Origin of the sequence: Nostoc favosum CHAB5714 (assembly GCF_020829495.1) — a bacterium.
GTDB lineage: Bacteria > Cyanobacteriota > Cyanobacteriia > Cyanobacteriales > Nostocaceae > Nostoc > Nostoc favosum.
Map to the genome: position 1 here is coordinate 51,368 of NZ_JAIVFQ010000020.1, position 25,740 is coordinate 77,107.

Below are 25,740 nucleotides of genomic sequence, written 5' to 3' on the forward strand. Positions count from 1 at the left end.
ATTTCTGAGAGTTGCGAGGATATGCAAAAATATTCGATATTTACTTCTATTTACTCAGTTGAAGTAAGCTTGATTCATTAGCCAGGAGCTAGTAACTCCTGGCAATTAAAAGGATAGAAAACAATCAACACTCCAATCAAAAACAATTTTTAAGCCGTTTCGATTTCTTTAAACACATTTAATGCTTGTTGAGCAGCTTCAGGGTTTCCTTGTTTTTGATAAAGTTCCGCAGCTTTTTGTAAATCAGATTTTGCTTCATCTGTTTGAGCTAAATTCGCTAAAGCGATACCTCGCCAAAAATAAGCGTGAGCAAATTCAGGTTCCGTTTTGATGCTTTGCTGAAAATCTGCAAGCGACTCACGATATTTTTCCAGGTGAACGTTAGCGAATCCTCTACCAAAGTAAGGATAAGCAGAACTAGGGTCAATACGTATAGCTTGCTCAAAATCTGCAATTGCTGTCTGATATTCCCCCAGTTGGGTGTAAGTAAATCCTCGAAAGAAGTAAGCTGCAAAATTATTTTCATCAATTTTTAAAACTGCATTACAACCTTCGAGTGCTTTTTGAAAATCTCCTTTATCTAAATCTTGTGATATTTGAGTTAATAACGCATTTATATTATTAGCATCGTGAGCTTTGAGAGAATAATTGGGTTTAGACAGTGGTTCGATTTTAGGTAGTTTTAACTGGGGTTTCAATTCAGTTTTTGCCTGTGTCACAAGCAATGCATTAGAATCGCTTAAGCTCCCAGCCAAAGTTTGCGAAGTAAAAAACATTGTTCCGAAAACTGCAATTACTGCTGCTAATTTTAAGGTTTTCATTTTGTCTGCTCCTTGATATTTGTTGATGTTGGATGAATGAAGTTGTACTAAAATGAATAAATGCACCTGTTGCAACTATGTTTTGCTCGCTCACATGAATATGTATTTCTAGAGGTAAAGAGGATATGCCAAAATGAGTTTTTTCTAACTTGAGGTCGTTCCTCTTTGTGCGTTCATAGATATGTATTTCTGGGATTTGAGAGTTTATCCTCTGGTACATCTGGAGATATCATACAAACAGAATTTGATATGGGTGCAGATGAACCACGAACAGGACGACCGACAGCTTTACGTGGTTTAATAGGAGGTTTTGGTTTCGATAAAGGCAGAAAAATATTAACCCAAGATAGGATAGGATTTGTTTGTTTGGTTTCTGCTTTTAACTCCACCTTGGAGAACAAAGATAATCCAGTAATATTTATTGTCAAAAGTAAGAAACAAGGCTTAATATAATCTAATTTATTCATAAGCTTTTCTCCTCATAAACGTTGGTATAACGTATAGCCAAATTGTCAGCGATGGTAAAAACCAAGGTAAAATCACCGCGATTGATGAAAGATAAATTTGCAAGCTTAGTACACCATAAGCTGCTGTAGACGCACCTAAAGCTAATAAAATTTGTAACCTGATACGTGGATTTTTCTGCATTATAAAATATAATGTTTTCCCCAACATAATAGCTATTAAAATCATCCACAAATCAGGGATAGGTACAACCATTCTGTCATTTAATAAATGATGTACTTGATAAGCATGAATTTCACCGCCTGTCAATACTTCGTTGCTATTTTCAGGATTTTCTAAGCGTCGCCATAGTTCTAGAGCAGGAGGTAAATCAAAGTTATCTTCACCATTTTTCGACATTCCCGCTTCACCATATCCTCCTGGTGCAATGATGACTATTTGATTTTGTAAACTAGAGATAGGTAGATTTTGGCTATTATCTTCTAACAATTGCCAAGCTGGAATACTGCGATAAACACGATTTGGGGGAATAGAAAAGTCAACTATCGGGTGCAACCACATCTGACCAAAATAATAGCTAAATTCTGTGATAGGCTGTAGATGAGTTCGTGGTGGTTGCAAGCTAGTAATATTTTTAACATCATTATTTTGCAAAAACTTTCCAATTTGCTTACTAAAGTCAGTTGTACTATTTAATTTTGGTTGTAGTGACTGTTTTAACTCATCTTCACCAGTCTTATCTGCAACTGCGATCAATCCTTGCTGTTTTTGATTTGTTGTATTAGTTATTTGTGATTTTAATCTCTGCAATTGATGCGATATTGCTAATAAATTAGAAAAATATAATGCTTGAGATTTATCTAACGGAGATAGGAGTTGCATATACCCAGGTAAAATCTCGATTTCCCCTTGTAAAGTCCAATTAGGGCTAGCAATTTCAGGTAAAACTGTCAATTTCTCTCCAGTTAGAGCTTTAGTTTCTGCCAGAACAAACCATGTTGGATTCGATGACTTTACCCCGGCTTGAAGAGATTCAGCTAATATTTTATCATTTTCTCCCTGATATCGATCCAATAAATAATCAATGCCGATTAAGTTAGCACCTTTTGTTCGCAATTTATCAATTATCATTGCAAAATATTTTCTATTCATCTGTCTTGCACTAGACAGTTTTGAGTCTTTAGTTGCGTCTTTAAGTGATTTTTCATCTATTTGTACTAATAAAACTGGAGGTGATTCTGTTACTTGAACTTGTCCTGTTACTTGACGATAAAAAGCTTGTAACTTTAAACGTTGTGCTAATAAATTATTCTGTATAGGTAGTTGTGTACTAATAATAAATAAAGCTGAAAGTGCAAAAGTTTCAATTCGAGATGGGCTGATTTTTTGTAAATTTTCAAGAAAACTAGGTTTAAAGCGAAATAAAGTAGCTTCTGGATGGAGAAATAGAGAAGGAATAAGATATGCACTAGGATAAGTCAGATTTTCCTCTAACTTCAGATACTGACAAGCTGATCTTAAAGCTTCTTGAACATCTTTATATTGAGCTAAGGTTTGCAGAAAATGCAGCAAAAATTCAGAAGCAACTTTATTATGAATTGGTTCGCGCATCACTGCCACTTGACTTAATCCTAATTCAATTAAGTTATTAGCAATACTCAAACCATTACAGGAATTAAATAAAGCAAATTGTAATCCATTTTCTAAGGCTTTATTTAAAAAAGGTATGATTTCGTTAATTGATAAAGTTGTATTGGGAGCAATTGAAATTTCACCACCTGTCAAAGCGGTTTCATTGCTATGTCCTGCAAATAATAAAATATCCCATCCCAGTTCCGATGTAATAGTTTCTTTCAGTTCACCTTTGAGTTCATCAATATTTTTTCCTGGTTGCCATCCAACAAATTTAATTTCAGCAATGTGTTTCAGTTTTTGGATTGCTTTATTTTCTGCTTCAAAATTTAGACCAGTATCATCACCTAAAATTACTAAAACTCTAGTTTTAGCACGACGGTTATGATTATGCTTCGCTACTGATTGATGTATATTGATAGGGCTGCGTACAATATTAATCTTACCAAAAGCAAAGGTAACTTCCGTGCAAATCTCCCAGCTTTCCCAAGGTAAACGTGCTAATTCCAAAGAATCACAAGTCAAGAAAAGGTTGATATTTGCAGATCGAGAATTAACAGATAATAATGAGACTTGAGTAATTGCTGCCCGAATTTCATATAGTTCGCTACTACGCAACCAATTATGAAATTCAGATAAAAATTTTGCCTCTATTTGAACTAATCTTGCGTGCCAATCAAGGGTTGGTGCTTGAAAACTACCGGAATCTTCTACCCGTCCTCGTAAAGAGGTTTTGTAAAAACTTAGATAGGTGCGTTGCCATTCTTGATAGAGTAATGTCAGGTTTTCGGGATAGGTAATTTTGGCGCTGAGACGTTGTGCTGTTCCCCAAGTTAATTCAAATAAGCAAACTTGTTCGATGCGTTGTACTTTGAGGTGAAAGTTATTCATAATTTGTGGTTGATTATTTATTACTTGGCAGAGATGCAAGTAATTGCACCTCTATTAATTTTTAAAGACCGTTGCCAATTAAAATGAATGGTGCCCAGTAGTAAGGATGTGAGTAGCCGCTTTGAGGCTTTTCATTTCTTGAGGACGTGCCGATATTCACTTCAATACCACGTCCTTCGGGGTTTGTGCTGGAGTTATTCCCGTTTAGTAAGCTCAGTTGCGCTTGACGTAATGCTTCAGATTTCGTCATTTTCTCAGTGGCGAGGTTTTTGTAAAATAGTTGCATTAGTTGAGATGTGCTTGGGTCATCAACTTTCCACAGAGATGCCATTACTGCTTTAGCTTTACCGTTTAGGAAATAAGAACTAATACCTTGAATTTCTATACCATTTTGATCTGAACCACCAAGTGCTGTTTCGCAAGCAGACAACACCACAAGATGAACCCCACCTAGATTTCGTAAAAATTGAATTTTTTCAATTGAGTATTTGTCGCCCGTTCCTAGAAGAATGTAAGATTGTGTAGGATCTTTCGGTTTGAAAAGAGCGTGGGTGGCGATATGTAAAATGTTACGTCCCTTGAGGTTATTTTCTAGTGTATCGATATTAAAATCTTTATCGATAAACTTATCTCCAGGGTATATTCCTTTCGTGTCGTTGGGTTTTGATTTGATAATGGAGTCTAACTCTATGAGTACATTTTTTAGAGCAGGAAATATGCCATCCGATGTTGTGGCTTCTTTTGATAAACCTAAACCTAAAATCTGTGTTTTTTTTACTTCTGAAGGTAGTTTATCTTCAAAATTTGTTAAACCCACATTCAGAATAGATGTGACAGTATAATTTTCAATTAAATACTTATTACCATCAAACAATGCTCCCATTGGAATATAATTAATAGCAAGGTCTGGCACAAAGACTAAATGTTTGGTTTTGGGTAAAATAGCTAAACCTCTATTCGCATATTCAATTATTTTTTCTGGCTGGTCTTTACCAAAATAGCTGTAGGCAAGAATGAATAAGCTTACGCCTTCAAACTGAGGATTTTGTATTTTCTGTGCTAAAGCAAGTGCTTGTTGTAAATATTCAATACTTTTTTGCTCATCTCCTAAAGTTTTGTAGAATGCTCCAATTTCAATAAGAGTTGTCCACTCAGAACCAAAGTCGCTATTTTGTTTAGCAATTAACAATGCATTCTGAAATAATTCTAGAGTTTTCTTATAATTGCCTTGATTAGCATAAACCTGCCTTTGAATATTTAAAGCATCTATTTTTAGATTTGAATTTTTCGTTTTCTCTGCAATTACCAATATTTGCTGTGCAGAGTCTAAAGCTTGCTGATAATCTCCCTTTTCAGTATAGATAGCACTGATTTGTTTTAATGCCTGTGCTTCCAAATCAGAATTATTAATGTCCCTTGCTATTGTCAAAGCTTGCTGAGTAAATTCGATTGCTTTTTGGAAATCTTGGCTACTATTGTATACATCGCCCAAACGAATCAATGCCTCAGCTTCCAGTTTAGGATTTTTTAGACTTCTTACCAAATTGAAACGTTTTTGAGCAAATTCTAGAGCTTTATCATATTCCCCAAGATTAGTGTAAATTAAACTCAAAAGTCCTAAAGCATCTGGCTTGCTCTGCAAAGCATACTTTTGAAGATTTTCAGGTATTTTCTGAATATCAATTTCTTCTGATTTTGTTAAAGCTTGCTGTGATAATTGAATACCTTGTTCATAATCTCCCAAAACATTATATGTAGAAGCAAGCCCTAATAAAGCTCGTACTTCAAAAAAAGGGTTTTTAAGTATGCGAGCAATTTCCAACTCTCTCTGACCTAATTCAATTGCCTTAGCGTTGTACCCCTGAGCAATGTAAACTCCACCAAGATAAGATAAAGCATATTTCTCTGCTTCTAAATTTTCAGACTGTCGTGCTATTGTTAAAGCTTGTTGAAGGAATTTCTCTGCTTTTTCTAATTCCTTTAATTGGAGATGATAATTACCTATGAGCGAGTAGGATTGACTTTGGATTTTTAATATTTCTTTTTCTGCTGTGGAATTCTTTAGCTCTCTTGCAATTTTTAAAGTTTCTGATACTAAATTAAGAGCTTGATTACATTGACTCATTACACGAGAATAATCTTTTTGAAGAGTGGCCTCACTAGCGTTGAAAAAGTACAAACTTATGATTTGGATGAGAATATCTAGTTGTCCGGGGCGATTATTAAGTGGTTGTCGTTCAAGGGCTAATGCTTGTTGATAAAATTCAATAGCCTGCTCAAATTGTTTTCGATTTAAATACACCCCTGCAATTTGGCTAAGAATCTTAGCTTCTAGGAATTTATCCTTGACTTCTCTGGCGATAGGTAATGATAGCTCTAAAGGTGCGATCGCCTGTTCAAATTTACCTTGCAAACTATAGAATATTCCTATGAGTGAAATAATTTTAGCTTCCTGCAATTTATTTTTCAATTCCCGCGCTAAGGGTAACGCCTGTTGATAAGCTTCTAAAGCACGCTCATAGTTGTTTACTTTGTTATAACTATTTCCTAAAGATACTAAAATCTCAGATTCAAGAGATTTATCTTTTACCTCACTAGCTATAGGTAATGCTTGTTGATAAAGCTCAATCGCCTTATCATATTTCTCTTGCTTAAAGTAAGTATCTCCTAAAGTAGTAAGAATACTAGCTTCAAAAGAACGAATTCCTGCTTCTTTAATGAGCGGTAATGATTGCTGAAAAAATTTCAATGCATTGTCATATTCTTTTTTGTTAAAATAAACATATCCTATTTGCTGTAAACTCCTACCTTCCCAAGCACGGTTTCCGACTTGACGATTTACAGCTAAAGCTTTATTCAACCAATCTAAACCATTGGTATTATCATCTATATTGTTGTAAGCTGCTGCTATCCTAAATAGAGTAAATCCCTCTTGAAATTTATCACCTAATTCTTGATGCATTGCGAGTGCTTGTAGTAAAAGTTTCAAGCCTTTATCTTGTTGTTTTAAGAAAATATAGGTAAACCCCATTCGACTGAGAGTAACAGCTTCCCCAGCTTTATCTTTTACCTCACGGCGAATTTCTAAAGCTTGCTGTAAAGTTTTTAAGGCCTCCTCTTCTTTAAATAAAGCAAGGTAAGCCCCACCAAGATTATCTAGGGTTTCTCCTTCTCCAGCGCGGTCTTTAATTTCTCGACGAATTTTCAATGCTTGCTGTAAAACTTCTAATGCTTTTTCCTGTTGAACCAACCCATTGTAAACCTGTCCTATATTATTAAGGGTTTGACCAATTCCCGCTTTATCCCCCAGTTTTCGCCGAATCTCCAACACCCGTTGATAAGTCTGCAATGCTTTGGGATATTCTCCACGACGAAACTGCTGTACCCCTTCCTGAAACAACTTATCGCCTTCTGCTTTGCTATCTGAACTTGTTGCAGTTTGTGCCAAAGTATGTTTGACTATTACATCGCTGGCTACGAACCCAACACCACAAGTCAGTGACAACACTAAAGTAACTAGGGCGAAACTCTTCAAACGGTTAGACATTGGTTATTCCTCTTATATAACTACAAAAGATTGTTTGCTCAATCTCTTATATTTCTGAGGACAAACCAGGTTATGCCAAAATTTAAAAATGACCTCAGCATAATTACGATACCTTGATGTGGTAGACCGTATTAATACTGGCGATCGCTAGCTAATTAAAGATATTGTGAAGAAAATGCCAAAGAGTACCGGAAATTCGCAACAAATACCCTATTGTTGCAATTATCTCGTGAGGAGTTATTGACATACTTTGCTGGTTAGTACTATAAAAGCGATCGCCTCCATACCGATACACACACGTTCTGCTGGTGGATAATCTCGTATCGCACCCAGTACTTAGTACAGGTAAATGCAAAAAGGGGTTGGAAATGAAAATTGCGATGCCTCTGGCGAGCGAAGCGATCGCACTGGACGCTACTCAGTCCAAAAGTAAATTTCGTACCTCATTTATCGTGAGATGTACTCAGCTACAACTAGCTAAGGCTTCAAAACCAAACTTCTGAATCTGAATCTAAAAATAAGCACTACAAACCTACCTACCTCCCCAAATCAAATGCAAACGGTGGTAAAGTCACCTCAACGTCATCCATCAAACTTACACTTACCAAAAACTTCTCATCCCAATTGCCAACCACACGGGTAAATATGTAAGAATCTTCACTTTCCGCATTTAATCCCCGTTCGTCCAAAATACCTGTTTGGTCGCTGACACGAAATTTGATATTAGACGGTAAACTACTTAAAGCAGGTGCGCCTAAAATTAGTAACAAACTCCATTCAGGCTTTCCAGATTCCGATACCAAATGCCAAGTCACAGCATACATTCGCAGAGGTATCCCAGCTAACAGAAAATCTTGATACGCACCCCGCGCTTGTACTGGAATTTCTAAACCCCTCTGTCGTAGTTGGGTGACTATAACTTCAAATTCTTCCTCTGGACTACGTATTGGTCGCATTTCGGAAGCATCCGCAAAACTTGGTAACAACACCCAAGAAAGAGAGAGTGCTAAATCATCCAACTCGTCCCACAACCAACGTCCAGCATTTAAAGCAGGTTGCGTAATTAATTTAATTAAATCTTGTAGAGACGCAAAATAACCTGGCGATTCTGGCTTTGCGCTACCCATCTCTACATTCTCTGTAGCTGTATTTTGTTTCTGTAATGTGTAAAGCCAATTCAGCAACTCCGGATTAGTAAAAACAGCAGAAGCTTGTTCCCAAGTTAAAACTTCAGATAATTCCCTTCTCGGTGATTGTAACTGAGGTAATAATTCAACCAATTGATTTTGTATATTTGCTAAAATCGCACTGCGATTTGTGGGAATTGCAGGTAAAGATATTGCTGACGGTTCCAAACATCGCAGGTATAGCAATAAACGGTCTGGATTCTCATCAAAACAGGATATAGGTAGTTGATAATTCCAATCAGACTGTAAAGACGTTATCTCTCGCAATTCCTGATAAGGTAAAAAAGCATAAACATTCGCTGCTTCTTGTTCTTCCAACACCTCTACTAAAACATAAAAGTGAGGAATAAACTCTGGTAAATCGACAACAACTCTTGGTAAACTCACTATTTCATCACTCAGGCTACCAGTAGCAATTAAACAGACTTTAAATTCCCCAACTTGTAAATTAGCGACGCTGTTAATAAAATTTGCCAAAGCTGGTTGTAAAATCGTACATTTTTCTCGATTAATAGTTAGCCCTTCTGCTCTTTCTTCTAGCCATTGCTCAAAAGCTGATAAAGCTAAACAATTAAGATAGGCTTGCCATTGCTTGGATTCATCAAAGATTTGATTGCTGATTTCTGCGGCTTGGTCAATATCATCAGGTGAGAGAATAACTGCTGAAGTTGGTAAAGCATCAAAATCAAGGTAAGACATGGGGGAAATATTACTCAATAAATTTGTCATAATTTGGTTTTAATTTGTTTTTCTAGTTTGGAGATATTCACATAAACGTTCCGCGAACATATCAGATTTTAAATGATCTTTCATCGTTCTTGATTGACTTTCGGAATTTTCCATCATCCGGATAATTTCTTCTAAAAGTACAACCGTCAATTGCTCATCTAGGTTTTTCAAAGCTTGAATATCAGCATATTCTTTAGCTTTTTCTTTCACAGAATCCTTTAAAATTACCAACATTTCCTGTTGCACATCAGTCCGCAGGTCTTTTAATTTTAATAACTTCGTTACCGCATCTTGCGCTCTCATACCCAGGAATTCAGCAATTTCTTTCATAGCTAATTTTTGACATTGAGATAGTTCGAGAGCAGTTAAAAACATCTGTGCTTTATCGCCCTTTTTACGTGATAATTGTCTGATTCTCGATTCTGTAACTTTAGCTAAAGCTTGCTGCAAGCAAATCTGAAATTGATGGCGATAAAACCGCAAAAATTCGGCTAGTTCGTCGCTTTCTTCTAAAAGTTTATTAGTATCAGCAGGAATTTCCTCTATTAAAGAATTAGACTTGACTCCATGCACAGCGTCTAGAGACTTTGCTGGAAAAGAACCACCCCGGACATGAATTCGGTATTCACGCAATTGAGTAGCCAATTTTTTCAGCATTTTTATCACAGTTACATCGTCAAATAAACGACCTGTATCAGTTTTGACAAGTTGGGCAATATCTTGTAATTGTTGCGTAGTAGGTTCAGTACATTTACTCCTAACTCTTCTTCTAATTTGTTGCAGTCTTTGAAGGCGGTAAACAGCATGGTAACTTCGTAAAAGACATTGGGCTTCTTGAATTGCTGAATCACTAAAAAGGTGAAACTCTTTCAGGATTCGCTCTAATTGTTTCGGTTGAGTATCATTCAAAATTGCCCAATCACTAATTAAATAAACACCGCATTCCAACAAAAATCTATTCAATTCAGGATGTTGTTTTACCTTCATCATCGCCCAAGTGGCCAGACTACTTTGCTGCGAATCGAAACTCTGGAGAATTTGCCGAGAGAAACATTCATAGGAACCTGCTGGGGATAATTTACCATCATCATCCAGGACATAAGGGAACAAATCGCTGCAAGTAAAATTATGGTCTTGACCAAAATTCCTTTCTAATTGCATACACCCTTGCTCTAGAATCCAAGATAGAAAGCAAAGCAAACAACGTTCTGTCAGCAAAACGATATCATCAGAACTGTGACGATACAAATGTAGCAATTGACGCTGGATGTCCCCATCTGGTACATCATCATCTTCTGCTAACCGATCAAACACTTGTGCGTAAAATGACTTAGCAGCAGGTATTTCTTGAATTTTCCGGTTCCCTCCCGCATCAATCCTTACCAATGTCCAATATCTTGAAGCATCGCCCATAATTATTTTTATTTATTGGTTATTGTTAATTTTCACATTGCTAATGCTCCTCAACACAAGTCCAGCCATTTTTCGAGATTTCATACTGAGTAACTGATTTAACAGTTATCTTGAGCCTTTACCTTTTAGTAGTTCTGAGGAAATTGACCTTATGCAATTTTGCGATTGGACACAGGTTATTTCTGTGCAACCTAACTATGCTCCTGAAAAATTGCATATCCTGCAAATCCTGAGAAATACACATATCTAGCAAAATTAATCCAACGTTCGCAGTTATGAAACGTTTTCTCTCCAGTCTTATTTTGGCAGGTTGTTTTTTCAGTGCTACCAGTTTTTCTCTGTTCCCTCAGCAATACCGTGAGTTCGCGCAGGCACAAACATTAGATGAATTATTTTATACATTTTACGGTCAAAAAATTCCGCTCCATTTGCGCCGTGATACCGTAGCTGTCAGCTTTAAAGCGAATACACGCTCTCGGTCTATCCAACCTTTATACTTGCAGCTGCAACAAGATTTACGACGTGGTGGTAGCGGTAATACTCGCAGCATTGGTAGTAATCATCGCTCTGATGTGGATGTTAAACCTTTGGGAGAAAACATCGCCCTGGTTAACTTACCGAATGGCACTCGTGCTTCTCTGAATACAGTTCAACAGCAGATTCAAAAACAGCCTTACGTACAAGAAATATTACCTATCTTATCCCGTAAATCACAGCCAGCATCTCCAGAAACAAAATCTGAGCCAGTTATTGTGCTACCCAACGAGATTGTTATTAGTTTTGCAGGTGAGATGTCTGAGAGCCAAAAACAAATTATCCTGCTGCGCCACGATTTAGAAGTACTTCGTCCCTTGAGATTTAGTAAAAACCGCTACTTAGTGCGTTCTAAGTCACTATCTGGTACTGAAATTTTGAATGTAACTAATCAACTGACTCAAATACCAGGAGTGCAATCAGCGACACCGAATTTTATTCAAGCCACTTCCGATCATATGTCGCAATTGCTGGCAACAGCAGCAAATTTACCAGAAACTCCTCACGCCACCGAACACTTACAAAAGCAGTTGGCACAGTTACCCCAACCAAAAGATACTCCTATTTCTTCTAACTTGTTGCCTTTGCAATGGCATTTAAATAGTACTCCTCGGCGGGGTCAGCTATTAGCGCGTACTGATATTCGCGCTACGGAAGCCTGGCGCAACAGCAATGGCGGACGCGGGGTTGTCGTGGCGGTAATTGATAGCTTGATTCAATGGGATCATCCCGACTTGGTGAAGAAGACATATAAATCTGGCGATCGCCCCGATAAATTACCTGGTGAGGAATATGGCTGGGACTTTTCTAGCCAAGGTGAAGGTGACGCTGATACACGCTTGAGTTCCCAAGAAATGGCACAGATTCAAGCAGAATTTCAAGATACTTTTAAATTACCATCTGACCAATTATTGAAGAAATATCAACAACTGTCCGGCATCTTGAAACAGCATTACCCTAAAGCTTCAGACAGTGAAATTGCACATCGCCTTCGTAATCTGATTCGGACTCAAATTGGTAGCGAGTTTCACGGTACTTGGGCTGCGGGTGTAATTGCTGCCAACTCGGAAGATAAAGCAGGTATTCTTGGAGTTGCTCCTGATACCCAAATCTTGCCAGTGCGAGTTTTTGGCTTACGTGGCGCGATTAATACGGCAAGTTTATCAGAAGCAATTGGTTATGCTGCCAGTAGAAATGTTGATGTCATCAATATGAGTTTGGGTGGTTTACTTCCTGATGAGGGATTAACCGAGCAAATTTTTGATGTGTTGGATGCTCATCGGGATTTGGTAATTGTTGCTTCTGCTGGTAATGAAAATCTGGATGGAGTCGGATTCCCAGCAGGTATTCCAGGTGTTATATCAGTAGGTGCCACAAATATGACGGGAAATCGCACCTTCTACAGCAGTTACGGCGGTGGGTTAGATATAGTCGCACCCGGCGGAGAAATCCAAAATAGTCTCAGTGGTGGAATTTTAACGACAGGTGGCACTTGGTTGGATGGTTTTTGGCAGGGAATGTCTGTACCAGATTACGCTTGGGGTGTGGCGTTAGACCCCTTAGGTAAGTATGTCCAGGTAGAAGGGACTTCTTTTTCGGCTCCCATTGTATCGGGAGTGGTGGCTTTAATGAAGGGAGAAGACCCAAAACGGCGTTTGAGTCGGGAGGAAATTGTCTCAATTCTCAATAAGACTGCTACCTATGATGGACTTAAGCTTTCTAAAGCGGATGCTAATCGCTATCGTTTGCAAAAAGAAGTCGGTTTTGGAACTGTTGTAGATGCTCCTGTTTCACGACCTTCCGGTATTTTCCCAAAGGCGAAACCAGTGTCAGCCCAAGAGTATTTCTTCGGTCGTGGTTTAGTTAATGCTGATGCTGCGGTGCAGGCTGTGAAGCAGAGATAGGGGTAGGGGCGCTCATGCTTGCGCCCCTATGAGGTCAACAATCTCAACAACCAGCTCTTCCCCCATTTGTTGAATTGAATCGCTCAGTTGGACTTACAACATAAGTAAAGCTAATAAATCAGCTAAAGATATAAGGTTACAAGGTTTTTAATTACTCTCGCCCCGGCAAGGATTGGGATTTACTGAGAACTACACTACTAACCTACCCCTTACTCTATTAACAACTCCAAAACTATTTAATAGATTCGTACTGGTTAATTTTCAGTCTCGGTAGTAGTTTCATCCTCAATGGTGATAGCAAGAGTCGAACTTGCTTTATTGCTTAAACCAACATTCCACCCGGAGCGGATATCACCAAAAAACGATATCTAAAAGCCATATGTCTACTGTCCAAAAGTCCAAGTATTAGTTTCGTTCAATTCCAATTTTTCAAAATAGTTAGCAAAATCTGGAAAATGGAAATATTCTAGCGGCATACGAGATATTAACAGTAAAGAAAAATTTTCTAGTTGAGCTAACTGTTGTAATCGGAATAAGTCGTGGCTAAAAGTATTGCTAACAAAATGCAATCTATCAAAATTATCTATCACCAGCAGCCTATTATAACCATCAGATAATTCGCTTATGATATTTTGCCAATCCTGCTGGTAGTAAAAACTGAAGCTAATAGGAATAACGTTGAATAGATGATCCACACTAAAAGGATATTCAAGATTGAGGTAAACAGACTCTAAGTTAATATCCTTGAGTAAACAGTTTTTAACAGTAAGAGTCTTACCAATATTTTGCTTGCCCCACAGGTTAATATTTTTACCTGCATTTACCTGATCGATTAACTGACAGTAGTCTTTATAACGTAACATTAGGGTCATCCTTTAAATCCAATATATCTAAAAATTAAGTTAACAGTAAATATGTAATTTTTTGACTATGCTTTTCTAAGCTGTTTCGGGAAAATTGGTTAGACACAATAAAATTATCTAACAGGAAATCAGGTGATTGTGAAAGTCTCAATAGCACACCATCATCACCACTACTGCGATGATAATAATGAACTACAGGTGATTGGATAACTGTCAAGTTATCGTTACGGATTGCTTGTCCTGTAACCAGACCATCCATGATAAATTTGGCGGCAGCAGCTACGTTATCGCTATCTCGTCCAAAATTTTTGAGATACCAATGAAATTCAATCCAAACTGCACTATCTAAACAAAAATCACATTCTCTAACAAATTCACCAATTAAGTTTGTCCAGTACTTCTTAAGTTCAGCACTAGCTTGCCAACTCGACCGTGCCTGGTTGATAATTTCGTTCATACAAGGGGGTAAAGGCATGGTCAGTTCAAATATCATCTTCACCGCCACCTTTCAAGCTATTTAAAAACTCCTCAACAACATTTCTAAATTTCTTATAAGACCTACCATCTTGACGGGATAAATTGAATACCGCTTTGACAATTTCATCAAGTTGATAGCCCTTTTGATGCAAATTCAAAATTGAGTTTCTTGCTTCCTCGTCAAGCTGTACCTTAAAGTTAAAACTGCCCTCAAAATCAGTTTTGGACTGTTTAGTTTTAGTAACAGCAGTAGTTTTAGATTTACCTATGTCCTTACTATTGCGCTCGCCATACAAACTAGCGACAAATTCATCAAAGTCTAACCCAGACTGCCAAGCTGTGTAGGGGTCGTTTTGATTTTTAGCTTCTAGGAGTAATTGCTGGAAGTATTCAGGGTCTTCATCGTCAGCTACATAAAGCGCCTGGAGTCGCAGCACCTCAGTTGTCTTATACAAGAAATCTCCGTATCCCAGTAAATAAACTGCACGTTTGTCTTTATCGTCCCCAAGGATGATACAACTGTCTTCAGGGCGAGTCGTAACAAAGGCTGTCTTGGCTGGAAAGTTTGAGCGAATCAACGGATCAATCACGTTTTTATCAGGTCGCTGGGTATACAAAAGTACGTGAATCCCTGCACCACCAGCTTTTGCAAGCAACTTCATCAGCGCAGTCTCAATGCGATCGCAGTAGTTATCATCGGAAAGTAGATCAAAACACTCGTCAATCAGACAGATCACTCGCGGCATGATAAAATCAGGTGCAAACCGCATGTTGTACTGTGCGATCGTTTCAATACTGCTGTGGCGCTCAAATTCCTGATATCGCAATTCCATTTCTTCTACCAAGTAATCTAGCAAGTTAGCGGTAGACTCTGCATTACGCGCAACTGGGGCAACAAGATGGGGTAGCCCATCAAATTTTCCAAAAGTCACGCGTTTGACATCCGAAAGTGCCAACCGAACAACAGAAGGTGGATACCGCCGCACTAAATATAAGATTGCTGCTTTCTCAAATTGCGACTTCCCACCCCGCGTTCGTCCACCACCCAAGATATGGGTTACGTTGTCGCTATAAAGTGGAATTTCGACATAGGTGCCATCTACATCAACACCACCAGGAATAGATACAGAATGAATGTCAGGTTCACTGTCAAAAGTAAAATGATCGCGGAAATAAGCAAATTGTCTATCTAATCGGGGTATGTCAAATACAACTCCTCCAGGCACTACACTCACCATTGGTGCAAATTTCAAGCCTAACTCTTCACCAAGCTGCTGCACTAAGTCATTACCGATGTCTTCTACTTTCTTGTAACTAACACCCCGTCCCAGTTTTACCCTAATACGGTTAAAAGTGGGGCCATTTTTGGCATCAACATACTTAGCATTAATATTAAAATCTTCTAACGTATCAACTAATAACTTCCCTGCCTGCAACATAGTTAAATTTTGTGAAGTAGCAATCTCATTTGCACCAGTATTTCTATCTAAATATTTAGGCTCTTTTAAAATAATTGAGCCATCTGCTGTCACTTTTAAATCTAATGGCTTACCTGTGGCACGCGCGACAAGCACTGCCGTTCGGTAACAATAGTTTTTAATGCATTTATCTCTAGATTTATTAGCTAAATCAGTAAAATAACTAGTTTCTTTATTTATTAAAAATAAATTATAAAGATTCTCTTGAACTACTTCATATCCAATTTGCTTAAGATAAATATTTTTGATTGATTCAATGTATTCAAATAAAGATTCAATTGGTGATATGTTAACTATCTCAATCATTTTATGATATACGTTATTTTGCTCCCACTGCGATGGCATCCGATTGAGATGAATATACTCAAGTGCATAACGTGCAAACTCGTACTGGTTTAAAGTACAATGTTCTGCACATATTGATAATATTTCTTCATCGTTTGTACCTGCAATTACTGATTCGTATATTACCTGAAATAAAAATTCTAAATTAAATTCTATAACCTGACGTGATAATTTTGCTCTAAAGTCAATCTGCTTTAAAACAGTTTCAGCATAAGAAACCATTACATCAGGTAAAGCTTCCCGTATATTCTCTATAATCTCTTCATTGCCCAAACCATCTTGTTTTGCCTGCACAATTGCAGTCAAAAGCTGTTGTTTTTGAACTTCAATATTACCATTAGTGCCATTGTATGGTGATGATATCACTAAGTTTTCACCTCCTATAAATTTCCAGCTTCTGTAATTGTTGCTGATAGTAAGTTCTTAGTTGTTCGATTGATTTAGGATTTTGCTTGTAATTATTACAAGGAAATGAGGCCCAAATTTTACCTACTTTGCATACAGCAGTATCAAACCTTCCTGCTTCAATGTCGCTTAAAGCATTATTACGACGAATATATTCAATTGCCATCTTGTCCTGAGAAGCTGGACTAAAATCTTTTAAGTTTAATTTTGGCTGAAGATCATACCAACTTTTATCCAACATTTGATAAGCACCAGCCGCAGTTGAACAAATATTTTTACCATTAATAGGAGCGCACTGTTTCTTTAACGGGTGTGTAGAAAAATTATTAAAAGTTCCATTAAATACTAACGTGCGATAACTTTCTACCTCACTAGTTCCTGTTTCTGCCCAACGAATTGTTGCTAAAAAAGCACTCAACCGTGGTGAATAAGGATGTGGTGAGTAAGAACCTGTACTAACTCTTCCTGTTAAACTATTTGACGACCCTGAAGAAACACCAGTACTTTGAGAAATTGAGAAATAAATACCCAAAGTAATTAAGGAAGTAGTTGACAGATGAATGGGTTGAAAACGGGATATAAATTGATGGCGAGGACTCAAAATAAACCCAGCCAAACCACCAACAATAAACCCAAATTTCCAACTATCAAGTGCCTTACCAAAGCTACGTACCTGACAAACAGTATCCGCACCCTTTGATACCAATCCACATGGCAGTGAAGCTACTCCGTAAGAAAATGCAACAGAGCAGGCTGCACCAACTACACCTGATATAAAAATCGGTACAATTTGCATCTCTCTTGCCAATAGCTAAATAACCTTCAACGGTTTGCTAAATATTCGTGTAAATAAGGACGTGGGTTCTGTGTTACACCATTAACGTGAACTTCAAAATGCAAATGCGGCCCCGTCGAAAAGCCCGTACTACCTACTGCCGCAATCATCTGTCCACGCACAACTTGTTGTCCCTGCTGTACATACAGCTGACTGGCATGACCGTACAGAGTAGATAAACTTCCCTGATGCTGAATAATAACTGCTTTGCCATAACCACCCTTGTCGCCTGCAAAAACCACTCGACCAGCATCAATCGCATAAATTGGCGTACCCTTGGCTGCACCAAAATCAATCCCCGCGTGAAACTTGCGATCGCCTGTAATGGGGTGTGTCCGCCAACCAAATTCACTAGTTACAGGAGTACCAGGCGCAGTTGGAAAGGCAATTCGACGATTATTTAAAACCTGATTACTACGAATAGTTTTAGGTAGTATTAGACTTTGGAGAGATTTAACTAACAGTTGAGATTCAATCCATCCAGAAACCTGGGGAATGACCATAGCTAAAATCAAAACTGAGGTTGCGATCGCATATCTCCAATTTGCACTCGAACTAGTATCGACCGTCTCATCCAAATTAGTTACAGTCGAATTACTAACGTCCTTGTCACCGTCAGTTTCAAAGATTATTCGCATTGCCTCAACGCCTTTTCGCATTAGCAGGAGAAACCTGCCAACAACCAATCTTTGCAGTACTCAATACTTCCTCAAAGTCATTCCTAGCTACACGGCAATCAGGAGAATTTAGCCCATCCCCAGATGTTGCAGGTTCCCTTACTTGCGGGGAGTAACGTGTAGGAACAGGAGTAGAAAACATATTCACGCCAGGTGCAGCAGTAGGGACAACAGCCGGCGATAAAAACTGAAGCTTTTGTACCAACGCCACGGTATTACGCCAGTTATAAAACTGCAAATATCCTGGTTGCAAGATATCTGCAATCCATACCAGCAATACGAACCAAAAAATTGCTTTTACCCACATTATTCCAACTGCTTAACCACAGGCAAGGCAAAAGAAGGAACTTCCTTGGGTACAACTTCAATCTTCTTCCCAGACGCATACCCCGGCCCGGTATAACTGCCATTTAGGAAAAAATTCAACAGCATTATTAACAACCACACTCCCACACCAGCTACACCCACAGGAGATTTAATTACATCAGATAAAAAATATACAGGATACCAGCCAAACCTCCAGGGGTTTTGCGGATGCAACCGGTGTGCTTTCCAAGTCTCAATGTAGGGAATTTCTATCTGAGGAACCCTCGGCTTATAGGCAGTAGGTGCATTGATATACCTAACTTCTACTGGTTGAGTTTCATAAGTAGTCATGGGAGAAACGCTAGGTTGCTGATTTACTATTCCTCCTTGTTGCTGTACCTGCTGCAACATATTTTGCAAGCGGTTTGCAGGCACAATTGCTCCACCTTCAGAATAATCAACATCAAAGTGGCGGCGCTGATTTCTGCTCATAATATGACCTCAAATTAAGTAACTAGCTGGCGGGTTTATCATTTACCTGGGAGTTAGTATCTTCCCAAAAATCTTCATCCTGAAGTTGGGCGTAAAACTCTTCTGGAGATAATATTCCAGGTTGTTTTTGCACTCCATCTTCAACAAATTGGCTACTATGTACTCGCCCTAACCCAGAAACACTAGAACGAGGAGAAAATTGGACTACATTCTTAGCAGAGAACTCGCTATTTAATCTCATCCCAGGAGTAGGTGAAACCGGGGGGATCAAAGAAGGTTGAATATCAGTATCATAAACACCAACATGAAGTTGTTGATTGCTGAGATTAGGCAATTTATCAGACACTTCATCTCTTTCTTCAATTGCATTGTTATAGTCAGAAATTCCCCAGCCCAAAAAACAAGCAAACCCAGCCAGAAATATAACTGCACTCATCCAATGCACTCCTGAATTGGGAGATGGCATCATCTCGACCGTCGTGCGAGTTGAACCTTCAAGGGTAGTACGAATAGGGGTACGTTTGACTGCCGCTACAACGTTAAGCGAACACAAAGCTATGCAAATTATCGCAGCAGCAAACTTGACATACATGACATCACCCCCTCGATTTATTAACAGGCTGTTTATTAGGAACTGGCTGAGGTAATTGCTTCTTCATTCGTTGGATATACATCCGCCTTTGCTCCTCCCGTTGGCGTATTCTCTCGCGGATGTCTGCCACCTGTGCCATCTGCTCTACTGGGTCTAAATACCCCCGCGCTCGTAACAGCTGTGCCTGTGCAAGAGAATATGGTTCTTGAGCATTCTTAATCTGAATTAGCATTTGATTCAGATCAACTGATGGTTGAGATTCCAAGTTTTGAGCGTAATCAATTGCCTCTAATTTACCCAAAATCAAAACAGCAGCCGCCCCAGTTGGTATCTTCTCCTCAACTTTCGTCCCATCGGTTTTGCGGTACCCCCAGTAAAAACTATTATTTCCAGAAGCCGCTTCTAGTAAAACATCCAGCGAGTTGAATTTAACTATCTCCAGTGCCGGCATATAGTGAAGTCGGTAAAACCCAGATTTCTCATTAGCCTGCATTCTGGATATTTCACTCCGCAATTGCTGTCCCCACAATGCTGCCGCCAACTGTCGCCAGCCTGTAAGAGTAGGCGCACCCTCGACTGAGGAGTAACTGGAAAGATGGTCTATATTGTAGTCAGTACGAGAAAGCTTTTCTAAGTACACTTCCCGAATTTGGGAAACTTGCGCCTTTACCTGCTGTACCTCCGATATTTGATTACCTGGAACCTGTTGCTTCCATCCAACCATCAATGCAACCGCCCCCATAACAGACAGCGCACTAACAGTTGAACAAACTGTCCACAGGGTAACATTTACCTTTTTCTTTCTGCGACTTGGCTGTTTATTTCGCACAGGTGTAGGAGTAAACATAATTTACCCCTCATGTATTATCAACAACCAACTGCAACTGAGGGCGCTTGTTTAACTCTCGCGCGATCGCAATTCCTGCACCACCCACAACTATCCCGGTTAGTAGCAACAGAGGATGCAAGGCAAGGGTCGTCCCCACTCCCAATAATTGTCCCACCATCCCAGAAACACCCAGGTTCATCAACAAACCACCTGCCGTGTTAACCAAAAAGTCAAATGCTGCACTCATACCTGCTCCCTGGCAATAATGCGACTAAAATGAGTAATTCCCTTGATTTTGAAAGGTTAATTAGGTTTTTTGTTCGTCCCTGCTAAACCAAATTATTACTAGCGCCAGAATCAAACCAACTAATTCACCTATACCCACACCAATCAAAATTGGCTGAATACTCAGAATTTCCTGTCTCTCTTGAGTTGGAGGAACTGCTACCCACGTCCCAATAACAGTACCAGCTACTACCGAAAGTAAATTTATACCAACTGCCTGGGTAGATGTCTTTCTCAAGTTGAGTAAACTCTCATCCCGTATTTGATAGCAGATGGGTAGCATTTGAGCTACTATTTCTTCGGAGATTGCCCGGTTTTCGGCTGCGAGGACTTCAACTGTCTCGGCTGCGGTGTCGATGTACCGACTAACAGTGGATGAGTCTCTCTGACTTTTCACGGGAAGTCTTCAAGCCTCGAAAAAACGTGACTTTTTCTACAGCCTAATTGTCAATAGCTTTAAGTTAATGAAAATAGCTAACGGAAAAATCAGGGTTTGGAAAACCCTCAAAATGGCCTTTTCCACATGCCGTGAAAAGTCAGATGAGTCTCTTCCCCCCAGTTCACTTTGCCGAAAAAATCGTTATCGATGCGCGAGTTAATTCGCTCTTGCGCTTCATCGTAACCAGTCGGAACGGAAGTATCACCTTCAGCAAGTGAACTGCTGCCATGAAAAACAAATTCTTCTAGAGCAAGTGTGGAAGATTCAAGCACCACCTTATGGCGTAATTCCCCTAACTGAATACCTCTATCTGCATCTCGGTAAAGTATTCCTACAAAGCTGTCGGGTGAAGCTTGTTCTGGGTCTACGCCAAATCGCTGTTTGATGTACTCCCGCTTGTCGAACTTATGTTCGCCTACTTCTGATTTGCGATCGCGCATTGCAATCAAGTGTTGGGCTGCTTCTTCAAGGGACATACCTTCACCAGAGGCTATCTCTTTGAGTTGAACTAGCTGCTGCTCAACAGTTTCATCAAGCGTATCATTTGGCTGCAAAGCTAAATCTAACAACCGACAGCAGGTACGTACTACATCAGGCGACACCTGCAAAGTCTCTGCCACTTTGTTGATATGCTTCATTTCGCTCAATTCTCCTAATTACTGCTTGCACAATTGGGTTATTTTTTTCTTCATCAGATATATGCTTAGTCAAAAAGTCATAAAGGCTTACGTCATTGACTTTTTGCAAATAAGCATCTAAGCCACCAGCAGGAATTACCTGCTGTAAATATTCTTCACAAGTCAGCCGCCGAATCTTGATAGCAACGTAAAAAACATCCGCAATCTCGACTGTTGTTGCATCAAAATATCCTCCCCGCTTTCGGGGTTTAACTATACCGGCATAGGGATACCACCGTTGTAAAGCGGCAATGGAAATCCCGTATCTTTCGGCAAGTGTTTTCTGGGTGTAGATAACGTTCTCACATATCATCAAACTCTATTCCAACTGAAAGACTTCATCAATTGAAAGCGAATTAAACTAGCACCTTACCAAACTGCTTGTAAATTAAAAAATAATTTACAATTTATGTCACTTTAGTACAGGTATAGCTCAACTCAGATACAACTAAACTTCAGTTCCTCTCCTACTAAACTGCACACTTGCCAAGTTACATACTGCCTATTGATAATGCAAGCACGTTTGTATATATGAGTAAAAAAATAGAAAAATAACTCTTTTGGTAAGAAACTGCTCTAACAGAAATATATAACGCGATGTGCTACTTAATAGTCTGTGACAAGTTCATTGAACTTTTACCCATTTATCTTGCCATATCGTGTTATGAAAATACTTGCCTTCACAATCTGATAACTACAAAGCTTATTCTTCTTGAGAAATAGCCTGCTGCTGTTTCTTTATCGCACGCGCTATCAAAGGAGCTTTTTTTTCTAATCCTTGTAGAGTCAAATCCCCATCCAAATAAAGTTGATACCATTGTTGACGCTGGCGCAAGACTCTTTCATCATCCCGTAACCGCAACCGTTCCAAAGTAAATTCTGCCTTTTGACGTTGTTGTGGAGGAACTTTATCTGTTAATACTAATTGTAGGGAAGGAAGTAAAATTTCAAACCAATCTTCTCCCAAATCCAAAGGGTCAAGTACCTGGTCATCAAGCGTACCTTTACTACTGTTTATCCAGGCAGAAGCAAAGCGCAAATTGCTCCATTCATAAGCTAAATTGCGATAATTTTCACGGCTGCGATAATGATCTACTGTACCAACTGGTTCATACATAACGCTATAGCCACACAGATTACTAAATCCATCAGCTAAATAACTTTTGAAAGGCGACCAATAATCTCTGGTTCCTTTTTTGGGATCTGGGTTTTTTGCCAACCAAGCATTTCCTGGTTGTCGCACTTTTTTATCAAAATCAGGCGGTTCTGGAGGAGGGTTAAATGGCATCATCGCAAGAATTCAGGAGTCAGGAGTCAGAATTCAGAATGGAATTAGCATAGCTTGTTAGTAGCCTACTAACTTCCTCAAGTTGAAGCATTAATCCTGAAGTGTCACCATAGTCAAGGTCTTTTGAAAGAATTAGATAGTAGCGACATTCTTCTAAAGAACCTTGTGCAATGTTTATAAACCGTACTTTGTCTGTTGCTCCCTTTTTCTTAAAACCCTCCCTACGGGACGCTCCGCGAACAGCTATATTTGCTGCAATAGAGATTGCTGCTCGTCTAAATTGGGAAGTAAGTCCATATATTTCCGATTTAGGAAATTGGCCTGTAAATTGATATACACATAAAACAAACTTATGTGCTTTCTGCCAAACTATCAAGTCTTGGAATGTGCAAGGCTTGTTGTCTCATTTATTCTGGCTCCTGAATTCTGACTTCTGAATTCTTACTTATCATCTGTGTTATACCTCTGATAACCCAAAATTTATTTTCTCCGTTGTAACTATCCAACGGGGCCAAAATGGGTCATGTCCTGGTAAAACTCTTTGAAGTTCCTGATGAATTTGTGTTGGTATTCTCAGATTTTCTGGAAACGCATTCATATCATCAGCACGCATCCAAGCCTCTGCTGCTTCAATTGCGATTTCTGCTTCTTTGGAACGGGCTTGTTTGAGTCCAAAAATGTCTGAGGTTAACCATCCAACTATGTCTCCTTGTTTTGACCAAGGTACTTCGTCAAGGCTAACCTCTCTATCTTGTAATTTAAATAAAAATAGTTGATCTTCTTGCTCATTAAAATTTGGCTCTAAGGAAGCAAGAACAAGTGGAGAATGAGTAGTTACTAAAGCCTGTATCTTCATCCTGGGTTGTAATTCTGTCACCACAGATAAAATAGCTGGTAAAATCACCCTCTGCCAACGAGGATGCAAATGAGATTCAATTTCATCAATTAGTAAAACTATCTGATTTACTGGCTTTTGTTGTCGCAATTCCGAAGCTTTTTTATGTTCGTACCAAGTCCACACTAGTAAATAAGCCAGTCCCAAAATACGCTTCATTCCGGCTGATGTTTGAGTAACAGGAACATTCCCATAAGGCAGATTAACTGTAGGAATATCGCGCACGTCTTCAATAGAAACTCGCGTTGTTTCTCCCACTTCTATCCATTCGGAAGGGTGAGGTGCAAGTTTTTTAATGACATTAGAAAAGAGTTCAAATGGATATTTATTGGGTTGATTCTGCCATGTAACCCAATCTTGAATTAGACCATTACAAATAACTTTATCTTTTGACTTTAATCCATTCCAAAGTGTATTTGGATTAAAATTATAAGCAATATCGCGTTGGCGAGCTGGGTCAAAAATGGAAAAACTACCATCAACCCGCACATAAATAACTACCTCTTTTAATAAAGGAGGCATTTGTAAATTACGCCATTGCTGTTCAGAAAAATCAAACTGGCTCTGATACTCTCTTATATTTTTTTTATTGCTAACTACGGCTGTAATTTGCGGATTTTCACCTTTGACTCGCTGTGGGTACGCTGGTTGCTCCGCCCAATTTGTAGTCATCACCCACCATGCAATATCGAGTAAAAAACTTTTACCTAAACCATTATCACCCGTGAATATATTGAGCCTATCGGCAAATGCGACATCAAAATGGGCAGCAGGACCAACTTGTTGGAGGTGAAGTTCTTTTAACATTTGGCTCTCATACACAAATTTATATTGATCAACTTACTTCTTGTAAATTAAAATTGGATAGCTCAATAGCAGTTAATCATTTTTAATGAATCCCTACAATATCCTTAATCAGACTGAACTTCAGTGTGTTAGTGATGGCATGACCCGACCCCTACTAGAAAATTGCGAGACTGCCTCACATATCCTGATTTTAGTCTGGCCACAACTTGGGGATTTTGATAGCCTTGAATATGCATGGTGGTTACAGCGCAAAGCTAAAAAATTGCCTCCTGAAAAAGTCGCTATTCGTGCAGTGGGAATTGGCTCACGCACCTCTGGAACAAGATTCTGTCAATATACAGGATTTTCACCGGAAAATTTATTTGTTGAACCCAATGCAGAATTACATCACCAACTTAAACTTTATTCAGGTCTGAATCTGACTCTACCTGGACTTTCTGTGTCTCATCAAGCTTGGCTAAATCTAATGTTAATGTGTGCAGGGTTTGGAAGTCCAGGAACGCTAAGAGAAGTTTTTCGGGGATACAGGGGAGATCGTCAAGCCCCTCAACTCATTGAAGATGATGAAATTATTCAAGGTACTCCTCTACCTGCTTTTAAAGGCTCGTTTTTCCGATTAGCTGGCGGAAATGGTTTTCAACGTCCCTTTGAATTAGCAACTCTACGGCTACGTAATATGGTGGAAGTTCTGAGCAATTGGCACACTTATGTACCAAATTCTGCCTACTTAACTCAGCGTGGTGGAACTTTTTTGTTTGATAGTAAAGGCCAGTTACTTTACTCTCATCGAGATCCAGGAATTCTGGGCTTTGCTGCTAATATGAGTCAGCCTTTATCATTTTTATCCTTTATCGAAGCAAATAGCTTTACGATGGGTGATGCGTAAAGGCCCCGAATGCGCTTTGCTAAATTCGGGGGATATAAGCG

General features: G+C 39.0%; 25 protein-coding genes. 3 read left to right on the forward strand and 22 right to left on the reverse strand.

Annotated features, from left to right (window positions below; all coding sequences use genetic code 11):
- Nucleotides 1–149: 149 nt before the first annotated feature.
- From LC586_RS15795 to LC586_RS15810, 4 genes are all read right to left on the reverse strand, one after another.
- A complete protein-coding gene (locus LC586_RS15795) occupies nucleotides 150–821 on the reverse strand; it encodes a tetratricopeptide repeat protein (protein WP_229485724.1) in 672 nt (223 codons plus the stop codon).
- Between the two features lie 173 nt (nucleotides 822–994).
- Nucleotides 995–1,288: a hypothetical protein gene (locus LC586_RS15800; RefSeq protein WP_229485725.1), complete on the reverse strand. Its 294-nt coding sequence runs from the start codon at nucleotides 1,286–1,288 to the stop codon at nucleotides 995–997.
- Nucleotides 1,281–3,809: a CHASE2 domain-containing protein gene (locus tag LC586_RS15805; RefSeq protein WP_229485726.1), complete on the reverse strand. Its 2,529-nt coding sequence runs from the start codon at nucleotides 3,807–3,809 to the stop codon at nucleotides 1,281–1,283. Before LC586_RS15805 ends, LC586_RS15800 begins: the two co-directional genes overlap by 8 nt.
- 61 nt (nucleotides 3,810–3,870) lie before the next feature.
- The gene (locus tag LC586_RS15810) at nucleotides 3,871–7,356 is read right to left on the reverse strand and encodes a CHAT domain-containing protein (RefSeq protein WP_267921684.1); all 3,486 of its coding nucleotides are present in this window, start codon (nucleotides 7,354–7,356) and stop codon (nucleotides 3,871–3,873) included.
- 368 nt (nucleotides 7,357–7,724) lie between these two features.
- Here LC586_RS15810 and LC586_RS40665 point away from each other — a divergent pair, with 368 nt between their 5' ends.
- Nucleotides 7,725–7,859: a hypothetical protein gene (locus LC586_RS40665; protein WP_267921685.1), complete on the forward strand. Its 135-nt coding sequence runs from the start codon at nucleotides 7,725–7,727 to the stop codon at nucleotides 7,857–7,859.
- 33 nt (nucleotides 7,860–7,892) lie between these two features.
- On the opposite strand, the gene LC586_RS15815 is transcribed toward LC586_RS40665, so the two are convergent.
- Both LC586_RS15815 and LC586_RS15820 read right to left on the reverse strand, forming a co-directional pair.
- Entirely contained in the window at nucleotides 7,893–9,272 is a 1,380-nt protein-coding gene (locus LC586_RS15815; protein WP_229485728.1) for a DUF1822 family protein, read from the reverse strand.
- Nucleotides 9,273–9,281: 9 nt separating this feature from the next.
- On the reverse strand, nucleotides 9,282–10,685 hold the full coding sequence (locus LC586_RS15820; RefSeq protein WP_229485729.1) for a hypothetical protein: 1,404 nt from the start codon (nucleotides 10,683–10,685) through the stop codon (nucleotides 9,282–9,284).
- Between the two features lie 275 nt (nucleotides 10,686–10,960).
- Between LC586_RS15820 and LC586_RS15825 the strand changes: the two genes are divergently transcribed.
- Nucleotides 10,961–13,123, forward strand: a complete 2,163-nt coding sequence (locus LC586_RS15825; protein ID WP_229485730.1) for a S8 family peptidase — start codon at nucleotides 10,961–10,963, stop codon at nucleotides 13,121–13,123.
- 383 nt (nucleotides 13,124–13,506) lie between these two features.
- Here LC586_RS15825 and LC586_RS15830 read toward each other — a convergent pair whose 3' ends face one another.
- The 16 genes from LC586_RS15830 to LC586_RS15905 all read right to left on the reverse strand — a co-directional run bounded on the left by LC586_RS15830 (nucleotide 13,507) and on the right by LC586_RS15905 (nucleotide 24,813).
- Nucleotides 13,507–13,986, reverse strand: a complete 480-nt coding sequence (locus tag LC586_RS15830; RefSeq protein WP_229485731.1) for an ATP-binding protein — start codon at nucleotides 13,984–13,986, stop codon at nucleotides 13,507–13,509.
- Between the two features lie 34 nt (nucleotides 13,987–14,020).
- On the reverse strand, nucleotides 14,021–14,479 hold the full coding sequence (locus tag LC586_RS15835; RefSeq protein WP_229485732.1) for a RusA family crossover junction endodeoxyribonuclease: 459 nt from the start codon (nucleotides 14,477–14,479) through the stop codon (nucleotides 14,021–14,023).
- A complete protein-coding gene (locus tag LC586_RS15840; protein ID WP_229485733.1) occupies nucleotides 14,469–16,652 on the reverse strand; it encodes a DNA translocase FtsK in 2,184 nt (727 codons plus the stop codon). Before LC586_RS15840 ends, LC586_RS15835 begins: the two co-directional genes overlap by 11 nt.
- 7 nt (nucleotides 16,653–16,659) lie before the next feature.
- Nucleotides 16,660–17,487, reverse strand: coding sequence for a glycoside hydrolase family 24 protein (locus LC586_RS15845; protein WP_229485734.1), 828 nt, complete (start codon nucleotides 17,485–17,487; stop codon nucleotides 16,660–16,662).
- Nucleotides 17,488–17,513: 26 nt separating this feature from the next.
- Nucleotides 17,514–18,164, reverse strand: coding sequence for a M23 family metallopeptidase (locus tag LC586_RS15850; protein ID WP_229485735.1), 651 nt, complete (start codon nucleotides 18,162–18,164; stop codon nucleotides 17,514–17,516).
- Between the two features lie 4 nt (nucleotides 18,165–18,168).
- Nucleotides 18,169–18,510, reverse strand: coding sequence for a hypothetical protein (locus tag LC586_RS15855; protein ID WP_229485736.1), 342 nt, complete (start codon nucleotides 18,508–18,510; stop codon nucleotides 18,169–18,171).
- Nucleotides 18,510–19,001: a hypothetical protein gene (locus tag LC586_RS15860; RefSeq protein ID WP_229485737.1), complete on the reverse strand. Its 492-nt coding sequence runs from the start codon at nucleotides 18,999–19,001 to the stop codon at nucleotides 18,510–18,512. Before LC586_RS15860 ends, LC586_RS15855 begins: the two co-directional genes overlap by 1 nt.
- 22 nt (nucleotides 19,002–19,023) lie before the next feature.
- Nucleotides 19,024–19,593, reverse strand: a complete 570-nt coding sequence (locus LC586_RS15865) for a hypothetical protein (RefSeq protein ID WP_229485738.1) — start codon at nucleotides 19,591–19,593, stop codon at nucleotides 19,024–19,026.
- Nucleotides 19,594–19,597: 4 nt separating this feature from the next.
- Nucleotides 19,598–20,440, reverse strand: coding sequence for a phage terminase large subunit family protein (locus LC586_RS15870; protein WP_229485739.1), 843 nt, complete (start codon nucleotides 20,438–20,440; stop codon nucleotides 19,598–19,600).
- Nucleotides 20,441–20,450: 10 nt separating this feature from the next.
- The gene (locus LC586_RS15875; protein ID WP_229485740.1) at nucleotides 20,451–20,669 is read right to left on the reverse strand and encodes a hypothetical protein; all 219 of its coding nucleotides are present in this window, start codon (nucleotides 20,667–20,669) and stop codon (nucleotides 20,451–20,453) included.
- A gap of 60 nt (nucleotides 20,670–20,729) precedes the next feature.
- Nucleotides 20,730–20,990 carry a hypothetical protein gene (locus tag LC586_RS15880; RefSeq protein WP_229485764.1) on the reverse strand — a complete coding sequence of 87 codons (261 nt, stop codon included), beginning with the start codon at nucleotides 20,988–20,990 and terminating at the stop codon, nucleotides 20,730–20,732.
- 221 nt (nucleotides 20,991–21,211) lie between these two features.
- Nucleotides 21,212–21,715, reverse strand: coding sequence for a hypothetical protein (locus tag LC586_RS15885; protein WP_229485765.1), 504 nt, complete (start codon nucleotides 21,713–21,715; stop codon nucleotides 21,212–21,214).
- Between the two features lie 22 nt (nucleotides 21,716–21,737).
- Nucleotides 21,738–22,136 (reverse strand): hypothetical protein, encoded by a 399-nt coding sequence (locus tag LC586_RS15890; RefSeq protein WP_029631351.1) that lies wholly within the window; start codon nucleotides 22,134–22,136, stop codon nucleotides 21,738–21,740.
- 390 nt (nucleotides 22,137–22,526) lie between these two features.
- Nucleotides 22,527–23,114 carry an HNH endonuclease family protein gene (locus tag LC586_RS15895; RefSeq protein WP_229485741.1) on the reverse strand — a complete coding sequence of 196 codons (588 nt, stop codon included), beginning with the start codon at nucleotides 23,112–23,114 and terminating at the stop codon, nucleotides 22,527–22,529.
- A gap of 16 nt (nucleotides 23,115–23,130) precedes the next feature.
- On the reverse strand, nucleotides 23,131–23,487 hold the full coding sequence (locus tag LC586_RS15900) for a four helix bundle protein (protein WP_229485742.1): 357 nt from the start codon (nucleotides 23,485–23,487) through the stop codon (nucleotides 23,131–23,133).
- 81 nt (nucleotides 23,488–23,568) lie between these two features.
- Nucleotides 23,569–24,813 carry an AAA family ATPase gene (locus LC586_RS15905; protein ID WP_229485743.1) on the reverse strand — a complete coding sequence of 415 codons (1,245 nt, stop codon included), beginning with the start codon at nucleotides 24,811–24,813 and terminating at the stop codon, nucleotides 23,569–23,571.
- Nucleotides 24,814–24,898: 85 nt separating this feature from the next.
- Between LC586_RS15905 and LC586_RS15910 the strand changes: the two genes are divergently transcribed.
- Nucleotides 24,899–25,699 (forward strand): peroxiredoxin-like family protein, encoded by an 801-nt coding sequence (locus LC586_RS15910; protein WP_229485744.1) that lies wholly within the window; start codon nucleotides 24,899–24,901, stop codon nucleotides 25,697–25,699.
- Nucleotides 25,700–25,740: the final 41 nt, after the last annotated feature.

What these genes read in the sequence shown, in the direction of transcription:
- LC586_RS15825 (WP_229485730.1), top strand. Translation starts at nt 10,961, where the DNA reads ATGAAACGTTTTCTCTCCAGTCTTATTTTGGCAGGTTGTTTTTTCAGT.
- LC586_RS15860 (WP_229485737.1), bottom strand. Translation starts at nt 19,001, where the DNA reads ATGAGCAGAAATCAGCGCCGCCACTTTGATGTTGATTATTCTGAAGGT.
- LC586_RS15795 (WP_229485724.1), bottom strand. Translation starts at nt 821, where the DNA reads ATGAAAACCTTAAAATTAGCAGCAGTAATTGCAGTTTTCGGAACAATG.
- LC586_RS15815 (WP_229485728.1), bottom strand. Translation starts at nt 9,272, where the DNA reads ATGACAAATTTATTGAGTAATATTTCCCCCATGTCTTACCTTGATTTT.
- LC586_RS15845 (WP_229485734.1), bottom strand. Translation starts at nt 17,487, where the DNA reads ATGCAAATTGTACCGATTTTTATATCAGGTGTAGTTGGTGCAGCCTGC.
- LC586_RS15830 (WP_229485731.1), bottom strand. Translation starts at nt 13,986, where the DNA reads ATGTTACGTTATAAAGACTACTGTCAGTTAATCGATCAGGTAAATGCA.
- LC586_RS15805 (WP_229485726.1), bottom strand. Translation starts at nt 3,809, where the DNA reads ATGAATAACTTTCACCTCAAAGTACAACGCATCGAACAAGTTTGCTTA.
- LC586_RS15905 (WP_229485743.1), bottom strand. Translation starts at nt 24,813, where the DNA reads ATGTTAAAAGAACTTCACCTCCAACAAGTTGGTCCTGCTGCCCATTTT.
- LC586_RS15880 (WP_229485764.1), bottom strand. Translation starts at nt 20,990, where the DNA reads ATGCTACCCATCTGCTATCAAATACGGGATGAGAGTTTACTCAACTTG.
- LC586_RS15855 (WP_229485736.1), bottom strand. Translation starts at nt 18,510, where the DNA reads ATGTGGGTAAAAGCAATTTTTTGGTTCGTATTGCTGGTATGGATTGCA.
- LC586_RS15800 (WP_229485725.1), bottom strand. Translation starts at nt 1,288, where the DNA reads ATGAATAAATTAGATTATATTAAGCCTTGTTTCTTACTTTTGACAATA.
- LC586_RS15870 (WP_229485739.1), bottom strand. Translation starts at nt 20,440, where the DNA reads ATGTTTACTCCTACACCTGTGCGAAATAAACAGCCAAGTCGCAGAAAG.
- LC586_RS40665 (WP_267921685.1), top strand. Translation starts at nt 7,725, where the DNA reads ATGAAAATTGCGATGCCTCTGGCGAGCGAAGCGATCGCACTGGACGCT.
- LC586_RS15850 (WP_229485735.1), bottom strand. Translation starts at nt 18,164, where the DNA reads ATGCGAATAATCTTTGAAACTGACGGTGACAAGGACGTTAGTAATTCG.
- LC586_RS15875 (WP_229485740.1), bottom strand. Translation starts at nt 20,669, where the DNA reads ATGAGTGCAGCATTTGACTTTTTGGTTAACACGGCAGGTGGTTTGTTG.
- LC586_RS15890 (WP_029631351.1), bottom strand. Translation starts at nt 22,136, where the DNA reads ATGATATGTGAGAACGTTATCTACACCCAGAAAACACTTGCCGAAAGA.
- LC586_RS15910 (WP_229485744.1), top strand. Translation starts at nt 24,899, where the DNA reads ATGAATCCCTACAATATCCTTAATCAGACTGAACTTCAGTGTGTTAGT.
- LC586_RS15835 (WP_229485732.1), bottom strand. Translation starts at nt 14,479, where the DNA reads ATGATATTTGAACTGACCATGCCTTTACCCCCTTGTATGAACGAAATT.
- LC586_RS15810 (WP_267921684.1), bottom strand. Translation starts at nt 7,356, where the DNA reads ATGTCTAACCGTTTGAAGAGTTTCGCCCTAGTTACTTTAGTGTTGTCA.
- LC586_RS15820 (WP_229485729.1), bottom strand. Translation starts at nt 10,685, where the DNA reads ATGGGCGATGCTTCAAGATATTGGACATTGGTAAGGATTGATGCGGGA.
- LC586_RS15865 (WP_229485738.1), bottom strand. Translation starts at nt 19,593, where the DNA reads ATGTATGTCAAGTTTGCTGCTGCGATAATTTGCATAGCTTTGTGTTCG.
- LC586_RS15895 (WP_229485741.1), bottom strand. Translation starts at nt 23,114, where the DNA reads ATGATGCCATTTAACCCTCCTCCAGAACCGCCTGATTTTGATAAAAAA.